Source organism: Maribacter luteus (genome assembly GCF_009674825.1).
GTDB lineage: Bacteria > Bacteroidota > Bacteroidia > Flavobacteriales > Flavobacteriaceae > Maribacter_A > Maribacter_A luteus.
Genome location: NZ_WKJH01000001.1, coordinates 400,394 through 413,205, shown reverse-complemented (window position 1 = coordinate 413,205; position 12,812 = coordinate 400,394). Strand labels below are relative to the sequence as shown.

General features: G+C 40.1%; 13 protein-coding genes. 5 read left to right on the top strand and 8 right to left on the bottom strand.

Annotated elements, in window-relative coordinates; all coding sequences use genetic code 11:
- Window positions 1-66: 66 nt before the first annotated feature.
- Together GJ691_RS01640 and GJ691_RS01635 are read right to left on the bottom strand one after the other, a co-directional pair.
- Window positions 67-630, bottom strand: a complete 564-nt coding sequence (locus tag GJ691_RS01640; protein ID WP_154363099.1) for a DNA-3-methyladenine glycosylase I — start codon at window positions 628-630, stop codon at window positions 67-69.
- A 182-nt stretch (window positions 631-812) separates the two neighbouring features.
- Window positions 813-1,172 (bottom strand): hypothetical protein, encoded by a 360-nt coding sequence (locus GJ691_RS01635; RefSeq protein ID WP_154363098.1) that lies wholly within the window; start codon window positions 1,170-1,172, stop codon window positions 813-815.
- Between the two features lie 154 nt (window positions 1,173-1,326).
- On the opposite strand from GJ691_RS01635, the gene GJ691_RS01630 reads away from it, so the two are divergent.
- The 5 genes from GJ691_RS01630 to GJ691_RS01610 all read left to right on the top strand — a co-directional run bounded on the left by GJ691_RS01630 (window position 1,327) and on the right by GJ691_RS01610 (window position 7,220).
- Window positions 1,327-2,001 carry a TetR/AcrR family transcriptional regulator gene (locus GJ691_RS01630; protein ID WP_154363096.1) on the top strand — a complete coding sequence of 225 codons (675 nt, stop codon included), beginning with the start codon at window positions 1,327-1,329 and terminating at the stop codon, window positions 1,999-2,001.
- A gap of 5 nt (window positions 2,002-2,006) precedes the next feature.
- Complete coding sequence (locus tag GJ691_RS01625; protein WP_154363094.1) at window positions 2,007-3,680, top strand: peptidase domain-containing ABC transporter; 1,674 nt, start codon at window positions 2,007-2,009, stop codon at window positions 3,678-3,680.
- A gap of 1 nt (window position 3,681) precedes the next feature.
- Window positions 3,682-5,034, top strand: coding sequence for an HlyD family secretion protein (locus GJ691_RS01620; protein WP_154363092.1), 1,353 nt, complete (start codon window positions 3,682-3,684; stop codon window positions 5,032-5,034).
- A 1-nt stretch (window position 5,035) separates the two neighbouring features.
- On the top strand, window positions 5,036-6,439 hold the full coding sequence (locus tag GJ691_RS01615) for a TolC family protein (protein WP_154363090.1): 1,404 nt from the start codon (window positions 5,036-5,038) through the stop codon (window positions 6,437-6,439).
- A gap of 142 nt (window positions 6,440-6,581) precedes the next feature.
- Window positions 6,582-7,220, top strand: a complete 639-nt coding sequence (locus GJ691_RS01610; RefSeq protein WP_154363088.1) for a thioredoxin family protein — start codon at window positions 6,582-6,584, stop codon at window positions 7,218-7,220.
- Here GJ691_RS01610 and GJ691_RS01605 read toward each other — a convergent pair.
- From GJ691_RS01605 to GJ691_RS01580, 6 genes are all read right to left on the bottom strand, one after another.
- Entirely contained in the window at window positions 7,203-7,931 is a 729-nt protein-coding gene (locus GJ691_RS01605) for a hypothetical protein (RefSeq protein WP_154363086.1), read from the bottom strand. The two genes, GJ691_RS01610 and GJ691_RS01605, sit on opposite strands and share 18 nt — an antisense overlap.
- Window positions 7,932-7,989: 58 nt before the next feature.
- Window positions 7,990-8,712: a tRNA pseudouridine(55) synthase TruB gene (gene truB / locus GJ691_RS01600; protein WP_154363084.1), complete on the bottom strand. Its 723-nt coding sequence runs from the start codon at window positions 8,710-8,712 to the stop codon at window positions 7,990-7,992.
- 42 nt (window positions 8,713-8,754) lie between these two features.
- Window positions 8,755-9,549, bottom strand: coding sequence for an undecaprenyl-diphosphate phosphatase (locus tag GJ691_RS01595; protein WP_154363082.1), 795 nt, complete (start codon window positions 9,547-9,549; stop codon window positions 8,755-8,757).
- Window positions 9,550-9,819, bottom strand: coding sequence for a DUF3098 domain-containing protein (locus GJ691_RS01590; protein WP_154363080.1), 270 nt, complete (start codon window positions 9,817-9,819; stop codon window positions 9,550-9,552).
- Window positions 9,820-9,958: 139 nt separating this feature from the next.
- Window positions 9,959-10,837, bottom strand: coding sequence for a cell division protein FtsX (locus GJ691_RS01585; protein WP_154363079.1), 879 nt, complete (start codon window positions 10,835-10,837; stop codon window positions 9,959-9,961).
- Window positions 10,838-10,908: 71 nt separating this feature from the next.
- On the bottom strand, window positions 10,909-12,792 hold the full coding sequence (locus GJ691_RS01580; protein ID WP_154363077.1) for a T9SS type B sorting domain-containing protein: 1,884 nt from the start codon (window positions 12,790-12,792) through the stop codon (window positions 10,909-10,911).
- Window positions 12,793-12,812 lie beyond the last annotated feature (20 nt).

The window sequence follows — 12,812 nt, the reverse complement described above, 5'->3', positions numbered from 1 at the left end:
TATTGTACCTTGTTGTTTGGTGTGTTATTTGGAAAAGAGGGTAAAATCATGAAATTTAAATAAGGGTTAAACTTCGTTGTATCTAAAACAGTTGGTCTCATGGTCGTTGACCATACCTACTGCCTGCATAAATGCATAGACAACCGTGCTGCCCACAAATTTAAACCCTCTTTTTTTAAGGTCCTTGCTTAGGGCATCTGAAATTTTGGTGGTTGCCGGGCCGTTTTTATAATTTTCAATGCTATTTTTTATCGGGGTATGATTTACGAATTCCCACACATAGGCACTAAAACTTTCAAATTCGTCTTGCACTTTCATAAATGCCAAAGCATTTGAAACTGTTGCGCGTACCTTTAATTTGTTTCTGATTATCCCTGCATCTTGTAATAGGGACTGGATTTTGTTTTCATCATATTCGGCTATTTTTCTATAATCGAACTGATCAAGGGCATTTCTGAAATTTTCGCGTTTTTTAAGAATGGTGATCCAACTTAGTCCGGCCTGAAAGGTTTCCAGTACCAGAAACTCAAAAAGTAGTGTATCATCTTTTACGGGGGAACCCCATTCCTTGTCATGGTATGCCTCATACAGGTCATCGCCAAGGCACCATCCACATTTATGTTTTGTCATAACATCATATCTTATGATTAAAGATATGTATTTATATGGTACAATTTTTTAAGACCCATGGCAAAGTTAAGTAGTATCAAAAAGGGGTAAACAAGTTCTTCCCGCTTGCATCAGTTCTCAATACTTGGAGAGTTGATGCATATTTTGGGAAATAGCGGAAAGAACATGTGGTATAACTTGATTTAAATGGGTTTTAATTCACCTCGGTCCAAAGCCTTTTCATAATTTGCTTTAACCTTGGGGAGAAACCTAAAGAAGCGTTGACCGTCCAAAGGTTTAAGTACGATTTCAGTTTCACCATTTTGGGATGATTCTACATGGGAAACTTGAACTTTTCTTCCGATGAGTGCTTTGTAATCGGCTATCCCACCTCTTTTGATGATAAAATTCCTCTTGGGGAAATGGATGTGTTTAAAGTCTAATCCGGCAGAAGGTGTTCCCAAAACCAAAATACTCCCTTTTTCTATGGAAGATTCATTGTTTTGGCCGTTTGCCCATCCAAAGCAAAAAAATGCAGTCAATACAAAAACTAACTTTTTCATAAAAAACCTGTTTAAATATTAATGATTTGATTATAAATTAAGTTGAAATCGAAAATAATAAAAAAGATAGTATAACACCTGTTAAAAAACAGTTAAACTATCACTATATGATAGTAATACTATTATATTTGGATAATCACAATAAAATTGAGGTATGGACCGGCTTTTACAATCTGTTAAGATCAATATCAACGAAAATATCTATGTTAAGGACCCGGAATCGTCAGATTTGGGTAAGAGAATCATCCAAGAGAGTATACTTATGGTAAACGAAATGGGTTTTGAAAGCTTTACATTTAAAAAGTTAGGTGTAAAGATCGGATCTAACGAGAGTTCCATTTATCGATATTTTGAAAACAAGCATAAATTACTCTTGTACTTAGCTTCGTGGTATTGGGGGTGGTTGGAGTATCAATTGGTTTTTGCGACCAATGGCATAGGTAATCCAAAGGAAAAGTTGAAAAAAGCAATTGAAATCGTTACGAAAGTTACTGAGGAAGATTCTTCATTTTCACATATTAATGAGGTCTTGTTGAACAAAATCGTCATTAATGAATACTCCAAGTCGTATTTGACCAAGGAGGTCGATGCCGAGAACAAAGAGGGTTATTTTATAATTTATAAAAGATTGGTGACTAGGATCAGTGATATGATCAAAGCAATAAACCCGGATTATAAACACCCATCCAGTCTTAGTAGTACTATTCTGGAAGGGTCGTTGCACCAATATTTCCTAAAAGATCATTTTCCTTCGTTGACCGACTGTAAAGAAGGGAATGATACCAGTACTTACTTTCAAAACCTTGTTTTCAGCACGATTAAACCATAAATAATATGACCAAAACCATTATGACCTCTTGGCAACGCTTGATAGGGTTGCTCAAATTGGATAAGAGGGATATTTTTCAAGTTTTTTATTATGCCATTTTTGCCGGGGTTGTTAACCTTTCTTTGCCTTTGGGTATACAGGCCATAATCAATTTAATACAGGGGGCCCAAATAAGCACTTCATGGATCGTTCTTGTTGTTTTGGTTACGATCGGTGTGGCATTTGTAGGCGTATTGCAATTGATGCAGATTCGTATCATTGAAAACGTACAACAGAAGATATTCACACGTTCCTCTTTCGAATTTGCCTATAGGTTCCCGAAAATAAGAATGAGTGAACTAACCAATTATTATCCACCCGAATTGGCGAACCGCTTTTTTGACACGATTACCGTACAAAAAGGAGTTTCCAAGATTTTGGTCGATTTTCCTGCGGCTTTGCTGCAGATCATATTGGGGCTTTTATTGCTTTCATTTTACCATCCTTTCTTCATCATTTATGGTATCCTGCTGTTACTATTGATTTATGTGGTGTTTAAATTTACTGCTCAAAAGGGTTTGGATACCAGTTTAAACGAATCAAAGAGTAAATATAAGGTGGCCCATTGGTTGCAAGAAGTTGCCCGATCTATTGTAAGTTTTAAACTATCGGGCAAAACATCACATGCGTTGGACAAGAACGATGAACTGGTGACGGGGTATCTGAAAGCTCGGGAAGGTCACTTCAACATTCTTGTGCTTCAGTATATACAAATGATAGGTTTTAAAGTCCTGGTAACGGCAGGTCTGTTATTGATCGGAGGTCTTTTGGTCTTGAACCAAGAAATGAATATTGGGCAGTTCGTGGCGGCAGAAATCATTATACTTTTGGTAATAAGTTCTGTGGAAAAACTGATTTTGGGGCTGGAGACTTTCTATGATCTGCTTACATCATTAGAAAAATTGGGACAGGTAGTTGATAAGGAATTGGAATCACAGGAGGGTCAGATATCATTTGGGGAAAACGAGGCCCTGTCCGTGGAATTGGAGAAAGTATCCTATAAAGTTCCGGGTATTCAAAAGACGGTCATAGATAATGTAAGTTTAAAGATACCGCCAAACTCTAGGATACTCATCAAAGGAAAAAGTGGGTCTTTGAAAACTACTTTACTGCGAATCATTTCCGGTATTCTAGAACCGGATTCCGGAGGGGTTTATGTGAACGGAAACTCCTTGAAAGCTTTGAACCTTAATCACTATCGTGCCCAAATTGGGCAGACGCTACCCGGAGAATCCCCTTTTGAGGGCTCTATTCTTAACAATATAACTTTTGGCGATACATCTATTTCCCAAGAGCGGGTCAATTGGGCGATCAATAAGGTGGGCCTTGGCCAATTTGTCAAGGAACAACCCCAAGGTTTACAAACAATCCTATATCCCGAAGGGCAACAGATACCCTTTACGGTATCTAAAAAAATAGTGCTGGCGCGTAGCATTGTAAGAAAACCGAAAATACTTCTGTTGAAGGATCCTTTGGATCAATTCGATCAAGAAGAGTCGCTAGAACTTATAAACTTCTTAAGCGATAGTGAGAATGGTTGGGCCTTGGTCGTGGTGAGTGACAATGAACGTTGGTTGGATCGTTGCACCCATATCATTACTATGGAAAAAGGGAAAATTATCAATGAAAAAGTAATATAGCATGTTGAATATTTCTCATAACAAATTAAACCAAAAGGTTTCTTTGGATCGGTTTTCTTCTGCACAAAGGGTTTTTCATAAAAGGCATTACAAGCATTTTAATCGCTTTTTGTTGGCCTTCGCGATTGCTGGTTTCATTATTCTTTTTTTACCATGGACGCAGAACATCAACGGTAAGGGGTATTTAACTACTTTAAAACCCGATCAGCGCCCACAGACCATACAATCACCTATTCCGGGTAGAATTGAAAAATGGTACGTGCAAGAAGGTGACTATGTAAAGAAAGGGGATACGATACTTCATATTTCCGAGATAAAAAATGAATATTTTGACCCTAGGTTGGTAGAGCGTACACAGCTTCAGATCAAGGCTAAAGAAGGTTCGGTGACTTCCTACGAGGGTAAGGTAAAGGCCCTGAACAATCAAATTGGTGCCCTTGTGAGGGAACGTGGTTTAAAGTTGGAACAATCCAAGAACAAGTTACTACAAGCAAAGCTTAAGGTAAAGAGCGATAGTATAGACCTTGAGGCAGCAAGGACGAATATTGAAATCGCCCAAAGGCAATATGATCGTATTGTACAGTTACAGTCCGAAGGGCTAAAGGCCATGACCGATGTAGAAGAAAAACGATTGAAACTTCAGGAAACCCAAGCAAAACTGATTTCCCAAGAAAATAAACTATTGGCTGCCCAGAACGAAATTCTAAATGCACAGGTAGAAATTAGTCGGGTCACGGCAGAGTACACCGATAAGATTTCGAAGGCGGAAAGTGCCATGTTCACGGCTCAGTCGAATCAATTCGACTCTAAGGCACAGGTGACCAAGTTAGAGAACCAATATACCAACTATCAAATGCGGAACGACCTTTATTATATTCGTGCGCCCCAAAACGGATATATCAATAAGGCCTTGCAGGCAGGTATCGGTGAAACGTTTAAGGAAGGTGATAGGTTGGTCGGTATTATGCCTGCGGATATTGATATGGCCGTAGAAACCTTTGTGGCTCCGTTAGATTTACCGTTGTTACATCTTGGCGAAAAGGTGCGCATTCAATTCGATGGTTGGCCGGCAATTGTCTTCAGTGGTTGGCCCAATGTCTCTTATGGTACTTATGGCGGCAAAGTTGTTGCCATTGAAACCTTTATCAGTGATAATGGCATGTATAGGGTTTTACTGGCTCCGGATCCCGATGACCACCCATGGCCCAGCGCTATTCGCGTAGGTTCGGGTGCAAGTACGATAGCCCTTTTGGAAGACGTGCCGATATGGTACGAGTTATGGCGACAACTGAACGGTTTTCCTCCCAATTATTATCAACCCGATAATGTGAAATCGGACGTTAAAAAGAAATAACATGCGCAATTTTATTCTTTTTATTTGCTTAATAGGTTGGTTGGCACTCCAAGGTCAGACAAAAGACACCGTGGTATTGAGGTTCAACGAATATTTGGGGTACGTTAAAAAGTACCATCCGATTGCCAAACAGGCCGAATTAAGGTTGGGTATGGGACAGGCGAACTTAATGAAGGCACGTGGTGGCTTTGACCCTAAGATAGAGGTTGATTATGACCAGAAGAAATTCAAGGGTACGGAGTATTATGATCGTCTCAATGCCACATTCAAGATTCCGACTTGGTACGGGGTTGAGCTAAAAGGTAGTTTTGAACAGAATGAAGGCGAATACCTGAATCCTGAGAATACGGTTCCCTTAGACGGACTATATAGTGCAGGGGTTTCAGTAGCCGTAGGACAAGGTATGTGGATCAATGATCGTATGGCAACCCTGAAAAAGGCCAAATATTTCAGAAGTCAATCTAAAGCTGATAGGGATCTATTGGTAAATCAAATACTCTATGATGCCTCTCTAGCTTATTTCGATTGGTTAAAAGCCTATAAAGAGGCCTTGGTATATGACAGCTTTTTAAAGAACGCAAAGTCAAGGTTCAAAGGGGTAAAAAGTAGTGCCCAGGCCGGGGAGATTGCTGCAATCGATACTGTCGAAGCGAAAATTACGGTCCAGACCAGGGCTTTGGGACGGGAGCAGGCCAATGTGAGGCTCATGAAAAAATCGTTGGAACTTTCCGGTTTTTTATGGTTGAACGATGGTATTCCGCTAGAGTTGCAATCCAATGTCATACCTGATACGGACTTGGAAGGTGAAATCGATATTACGTTCGAGATTTTGGGAAAACCGTTGAATGATTTTACCGTTGACAATCATCCTAAATTAAAATCGTTGGGTTATAAGATCGATGGTCTACGGATAGAAAAACGTCTAAAGGCGAACCGATTATTACCAAAAATACAAGTAGAGTATAATTTTTTAACCGAAACCCCAGAGTTAATGAATTCCTTTGAAACCAATCAATACAAAGGTGGGGTCAGTTTTCAATTGCCCTTGTTTTTGAGAAAGGAACGGGGAGAATTAAAATTGGCAAAATTCAAATTGCAGGAAGCCCAATATGAGATGGATAATACCCAAGTTCAAGTAAAGAACCAGATTCTGGCGGTTTATAACGAATTGGAGTCATTTGAATCACAAAATCTTCTGATCAATGATATAGTGTATAATTATAATACGCTTTTGAGTGCAGAGGAACGTAAATTCAATTTTGGGGAAAGTTCCCTGTTCTTGGTCAATTCCCGTGAAAGCAAACTTATCGATGCCGAATTGAAGAAGATCGAAGTGCGTAATAAATACTTCATTGCCAAGGCCAAACTTTTTAAAAGTCTTGCGGTAGTCCCCGAGAATTTATAATCCGTTCCACCTAGTGGGCCATACTATATGCCACATACTGTAAGGGTGTGCTAAAAATCACTACTAATGTGACCAATGTTACCAATGTTACCTTTAGAATTGAGATTCATGGGTAACTTTGCCGTTTTTAAAAACAATACTTATGAATACAGACGTTTTGGAGAATTTGGAGCTTAGTACGGAAGAGTTGTTGCAACAAGGAATAGCAAAAGGTACATCCTATCAGGATTACAGAGTGTTAATGGATAATCTGGCAGCAGAAGGGGAAGCCACTGGACAAAATGTATCCGAAGATATGGTCAATTATACGCTTCTGAACCAACGAAGAATGAAGCGATTGGACAAGACCTTGAAAATAGATCAAGAAACCACTGATATGATTAAAGGTTATACCGGTAAAAAGGTGACTTGGTTGGTTTTGACCGAAAGTTGGTGTGGCGATGCAGCCCAAGCCTTGCCCATGATCAACAAGGTAGCTTCGTTGACCGAAAACATTTCATTGAAATTAATATTACGGGATGAAAATATAGATGTCATGAACCGCTTTTTGACAAATGGAGCAATGAGCATACCTAAATTGGTCATGGTCGATGATGCTTCCGGAAAGGTTGTGGGTGAATGGGGTTCTAGACCTAAAATAGCCCAACAAATGGTTGTAGATTATAAAAACGAACACGGAACGTTAACTCCTGAATTTAAGGAAGAACTGCAAGTTTGGTACAATAAGGATAAAGGTCAGAGTATGCTTAATGACCTGTTGGAACTACTTGCCTTGAAATAGGTAAGTGATCGTTCCTTTTTGCATGGCTTTTGAAGAGGTGTCGAACTTGGCTTTTAATGCATAGGTAATTGCATTGTCAACGAGGCACCCATTGGAAGTTCCTGAACTTTTTTCATTGAAACTGGCATCGATTACATTACCGACCGCATCTACCTCAATATTGATGACCACTTTTCCACCTTCGATACAGGTATATATCGGTGGTGGTAATTTATAATTGTTCCTATCAACAAGTGAATAGGAGACAGATGTTCTTCTGGCAGCGAGAAAATTGGTTCGCTCTTCTTTTTGGGCTTCCCTTTCTCCCAGCAATTGTTTTTTCTCCTCCCTTTGTTTGGCCAATTCCTTTACTTTAGCCACGTAATCGGAGTCTACATCAGTATATTCCGAAGGATCATCGGAAGTATTCATGGCTTTTTCCTCTAAAATCTCTTCCAAGGTTTTCAAGGGTTCGGGATTACCATAACTGGGTTTTGCTGTTTCATTAAGGGCCATATGGCTTTTAATGGGGTCTTGGTTCAGAAGTTCCTCTAGCTTTTGCTCCTCTTCCTTGATCAATTCTTCCAGCATTTCCTCGCTCATGACCAATTCTACCACGTATTCATCTTCTTCTTGTTGCCCGCCCAGATGAATATTATACAACCCCAGGACCACAATGGCCATAGAGAAGATGGTGATCAATAACGATAACTGTTGACGGTTAAGTTGCATAAGGCTATAACCAAGATTTTGGTAAAATATTTTAATTTTTCGTTGAAATGGGTTCTTTTTAATTCAAATCCGAACTATCCCCTTGATCGAGCAACATATCTGCAAAATCATTGGGGTCAGTTGCAATATCTACGTTATAATCACCTATTTTGGTTCTTCTCAATGTAGATAAATGCCCGCCGGATTGCAATGCCTTGCCGAAATCATGGGCCAATGAACGAATATATGTGCCTTTACTGCAGACGACCCTGAACTCGATTTCAGGTAAGTTTATTTGGGTGATTTCAAATTCTGAGATGGTTACCTGTCGTTTTTTTATTTCAACTTCCTTTCCTTCCCGTGCATATTCGTACAATCTTTTTCCGTCTTTTTTTAAAGCGGAGAATACAGGGGGTACCTGCTCGATCTCCCCGATAAAACCTGTTGTGGTCTCCTGTATCAAGGTATCTGAGATATGGTCGATGGGGAAGGTTTGGTCCACTTCGGTCTCAAGGTCAAAAGAAGGTGTCGTGGCCCCTAAGGTAATGGTTCCCGTATATTCCTTTACCTGCCCTTGAAGGTCGTTTATTTTCTTGGTGAACTTGCCCGTGCATATTAGAAGTAGTCCCGTAGCCAACGGATCCAATGTGCCGGCATGTCCTATTTTTATTTTCTTTAGTTGGAATTTCTTGCGAATGGCCCATTTGAGTTTGTTCACTGCCTGAAACGATGACCAGCCCATGGGCTTATCGATCAAAAGCAATTGTCCTTCCAAAAAATCTTCTTTTGATAATGATTTCATTAAAGGTTTTTTTTGGGTCTCTTCCGTGGTCGTTGTAGATGATTAACCCCAATAACTATATGCGATAGCGATGAGTCCTACGATCAAACAATAAATCGCAAAATAACTCAACTTACTTTTCTTTACCAATTGGATCATCCAAGTACAGGCTGCCAATCCTGCGACAAAGGCCGCAATGAAACCTGCTCCCATGGCAAATGTATTTTCACTGGCGAAATTCAGTTCCCCGCTCATCATATCCTTTGCCATTTTACCGAAAATCAAAGGAACCACCATTAAGAAAGAAAAGCGGGCCGCTTTGGTTTTGTCAACCCCCAATAAAACTGAAGTTGAGATCGTAGCTCCTGATCTTGAGATTCCCGGGAGCATGGCAATCGCTTGTGAGACCCCAACGATAAATGCATTTTTATAAGATACTTTTTTGTCGGTGTCCTTGGCCTTGTCTGCGAAATAAAGCAATACCGCGGTGATCAATAGCATAAAGCCCACAAAACGGATATCACCACCAAAAAAAGCTTCTAGCTGTTCTTCAAAAAACAAACCGATAAATACGGCGGGTAACATCGAAATTATAATTTTTAGGGAAAAACGGGTTTCCTCGTTCCATTTAAATTGAAAAAGGCCCGAAATGATTTCCCAGACATCTTTCCTGAAAACGACTATGGTACTCAGGGCCGTCGCAAAATGAAGTACAACGGTGAACAAAAGACTTTCTTCCGGAACCGAATGGTCCCCTAATATGGCTTTTCCGAGTTCTAGATGTCCACTTGATGAAACGGGTAGAAATTCGGTAAGTCCTTGAATGATTCCAAGGAGAATGGCGTCAAAGGTTTCCAATTATTTATTCTTCTTATGGGGATTCAACAAAATGGCATAAATCTCTATGCCGAGACCGATCAGAACCAAGGTCGGGGCCAATCGGATTCTACGAAAATTAAAGATGTCCGCATTAAAGACATTCGGGTCGCTGCTACCGCCTCCGGCCATAAGTATAAAACCTAGGGCGATAAAGGCAATACCCAAAAACATGAATATATAATTCTTTTTATGGAAGATAAATTCATGCTTTACAGCTTGTCCGTTAGGATTGTTTTGCTTTTTAGCCATGTCGCAAATTTAATGAAGTCCGTCCTATTATTTTTAATTAACCGAAAATTTATGCTTTTATTACATTTTACGTCACTATTGGGGCCGTTTGAGCCCACGGGATTAGGCTTTCCAAATGAAAGTAAGGATACCTAACGCGTTAATAATAGAGCTCGTCAGTTCTCAGGTTCAAGAAACGTTGTGTGGCAAAATAAGTACTTATCAGGGAGATCAAAACCCCTAAAACGAAGACACCGGCAAATAACAAGATGAGCATTGTGCTGTCCTGAAGCAGGTTGAATTCCGTAAAATTACGGTCTAAATAGAACACTACGGCGCCCAAACCAATTAATGCAATTAGGGCACCTAGCATACCTAGTTTTATGTTCGTCCAAATAAATGGCCTACGTATAAAAATTTTGGTTGCACCTACCATTTGCATGGTTTTTATGATAAAGCGTTTGGAATAGATGGATAGTCTTATGGAACTATTGATGAGTAAAACGGCTATAAACGTGAAAATGGCACTTGCGACAAGAATCCAAAAACTGATTTTCTTTACATTATCACTTAAGAGTCCGACCAAAGGTTTGTCGTAGCTAACTTCGTCTACATAATTCTTTTTGGATATTTCGGTGGCGATTTCCTCAATTTGTTCGGGAGAAACGAAATCGGCATTCAATTGTACGTCAATTGAATTTTTTAATGGATTGTAACCTAGGAAATCGATAAAATTCTCCCCGATTTCCGCACTATGTTGTTCAGCGGCCTCTTCTTTGGAAACATAAGTGGCCGTTTTGGTATATTCGGCCATGGCCAAACTTTTTTGAAGTTGATCCACCTCGACCTCTTTGGCGTTTTCTTTTAAAAAGACCGAAATTGTGATTTGTTCCTTAAAATGATTGGCCATTTTTTTGGTATTAAGGACCAATAATCCCAAGATGCCCAAAAGGAAAAGAACTAGTCCTATGCTCAGGACCACTGAAAAATAAGAAGAAATCAACTTTCGTTTTTGGTACCGTTCAAAAGATTTGCTCATGCCTAGAATACTTCAATATGTAAAAATAGGAAAGTAAATTGAGAATTGGGACAACAAAGATAAGACAGCGCTTATCTTTTTAAACTAAAATGACCTTTAAGGGTCTTGCCGTCGATTGTTATCGAATACCAGTAGTCATCAGAAGGAAGGGCAATATTGTTAAAACGTCCATCCCATTCAAATGGTGTGTTTTTTGTGTGTTTTATAAGCATGCCGTATCTATTGAATATCCTTACCTCATAATTTGAGAACGTCTCGACCCCTTCGGGAATAAAAACATCATTGGCAAAATCACCATTGGGTGTAAAGAATTTTGGGATAACTAGATGTATATATTCCATAGGGGTAGTGCCACACCCATTTCTTTCGCTAACATAAATGGTATACTGGCCGCCTGGGGTATTCTCGAATACGGTTTCATTCTGATAAGAAATCCCATCTATGGAATATGCGAAATTCCCAGAATTTGCCATATGTATCTCGAGGGTGTAATCATCCGAAGATATGTAGTCGATGACCGGGGAGTCCAATTGTACCAAGTTTATGGTCTTTATGGCCGAACAGCCATTCGCATCGGTTATATTCACTGTGTATTGTCCTGGTGTATCGACTTCGATTTCCGAAGTAGTTGCTCCGGTGTTCCATGCATATTGCATATTGTTTATACCAGCAGAAAGAACAATGGAGCTTCCTTCACAGAAAGTCAGGTCCTCATCTATTGGCATTGGGGGGGTATAAAAGTCGACCGTAATAGCTGTGCGGGTATTGGACGTACATTCTACCATAGTAGAAATAGCTTCTGCATAATAGGTGCCTGCGGTTTTAGGGGAGTAAGTACTATTGTTTTCAAGCAGGGGTGTGCCTCCTGAAGGCACATCGTACCAATTCACTGTGGTATTCGATGGTACGGTTACCAAAATTACCTCACCTTGGTCAGGACACAATGAAATTGTACCATAATCACTTAATGGTGGGTCGGGTTTGGGCACAATGATGATATCGAAAACCTCAGATTGCGTATTGCATAATGAGTTGTTAAGGTTTACGAGGTCCTCGGCCATCTTGACCCTATAGAAAATAGATGAGGTTATGGTGGGTGGAGTATAGTCTTGATTCGTTTCCCCGACAATATCATTCCAGTTTTCGCCGTCCGTGCTTTCTTGCCATTGATATACATGGGTACTGTATATGGAGTAATCGGGATGGGCGGTTAGATGTGTGGTTACAGGACTGTAATCTTCGCAGACCAATATGTTCGATTCGTTTTGGTCATTGGTGATGTCTACAAAATCCCCACAAGTTTTAAAGACGATATCATCTATGGCCAGGTCGTTGCCACATCCACCGGCACCATTGTTCAACATCTTCAATATAACCGATGTCTGTCCGGGTAAGGTTTGGAACACAAGGGCATATTGTTCCCAAACCGGGGAGGATTTATCATAAATGTCTCCCGTGTCACCTGATGCCAACAAGTCGGTTCCCGTGTTGTCCCAAATTTGAAACCTAACGTTTATGGGGATACCATTACCATTACAGCCGCCACTACTTGGGTGGAGGTTTATCAGCCATGAAGAAAATTCATAGGAGGTGTTTTCACACAAACCTGTTACTGTTCTTTGATAAAACTCCCCAGGGGTATAACTGGCATTCACAATGAACGCTTTTCCGTTACTATCGTTAGGGGTGTGGTCGGTGGTGTTGAACCAATCGTAATATGCGGTATAGCTAGATATGGTGTATTTGCCATCAATGGGTTCACCGTCGATATACGTATACGAAGTGGTTCCGGCGGGTAAAGGAGGTCCGTTGGTCGTACCAGCCCCAAAATCCTCGGTAAAAATGGGATCTCCGGAATTACCTTCGCAAAATCCCAATTGAGCGTGGCCTTCAATAGGGCATAGCATCCAAAAAAGGAGGGTTATGCCTACTAAATGCCGAATTGGGTTTTTCATGTAAAAAGGTAATGACGGTT

Bases quoted from the DNA above. Each gene is read 5' to 3' on its own strand.
- GJ691_RS01640 (WP_154363099.1), bottom strand. From the start codon at position 630: ATGACAAAACATAAATGTGGATGGTGCCTTGGCGATGACCTGTATGAG.
- GJ691_RS01635 (WP_154363098.1), bottom strand. From the start codon at position 1,172: ATGAAAAAGTTAGTTTTTGTATTGACTGCATTTTTTTGCTTTGGATGG.
- GJ691_RS01630 (WP_154363096.1), top strand. From the start codon at position 1,327: ATGGACCGGCTTTTACAATCTGTTAAGATCAATATCAACGAAAATATC.
- GJ691_RS01625 (WP_154363094.1), top strand. From the start codon at position 2,007: ATGACCAAAACCATTATGACCTCTTGGCAACGCTTGATAGGGTTGCTC.
- GJ691_RS01620 (WP_154363092.1), top strand. From the start codon at position 3,682: ATGTTGAATATTTCTCATAACAAATTAAACCAAAAGGTTTCTTTGGAT.
- GJ691_RS01615 (WP_154363090.1), top strand. From the start codon at position 5,036: ATGCGCAATTTTATTCTTTTTATTTGCTTAATAGGTTGGTTGGCACTC.
- GJ691_RS01610 (WP_154363088.1), top strand. From the start codon at position 6,582: ATGAATACAGACGTTTTGGAGAATTTGGAGCTTAGTACGGAAGAGTTG.
- GJ691_RS01605 (WP_154363086.1), bottom strand. From the start codon at position 7,931: ATGCAACTTAACCGTCAACAGTTATCGTTATTGATCACCATCTTCTCT.
- truB (WP_154363084.1), bottom strand. From the start codon at position 8,712: ATGAAATCATTATCAAAAGAAGATTTTTTGGAAGGACAATTGCTTTTG.
- GJ691_RS01590 (WP_154363080.1), bottom strand. From the start codon at position 9,819: ATGGCTAAAAAGCAAAACAATCCTAACGGACAAGCTGTAAAGCATGAA.
- GJ691_RS01585 (WP_154363079.1), bottom strand. From the start codon at position 10,837: ATGAGCAAATCTTTTGAACGGTACCAAAAACGAAAGTTGATTTCTTCT.
- GJ691_RS01580 (WP_154363077.1), bottom strand. From the start codon at position 12,792: ATGAAAAACCCAATTCGGCATTTAGTAGGCATAACCCTCCTTTTTTGG.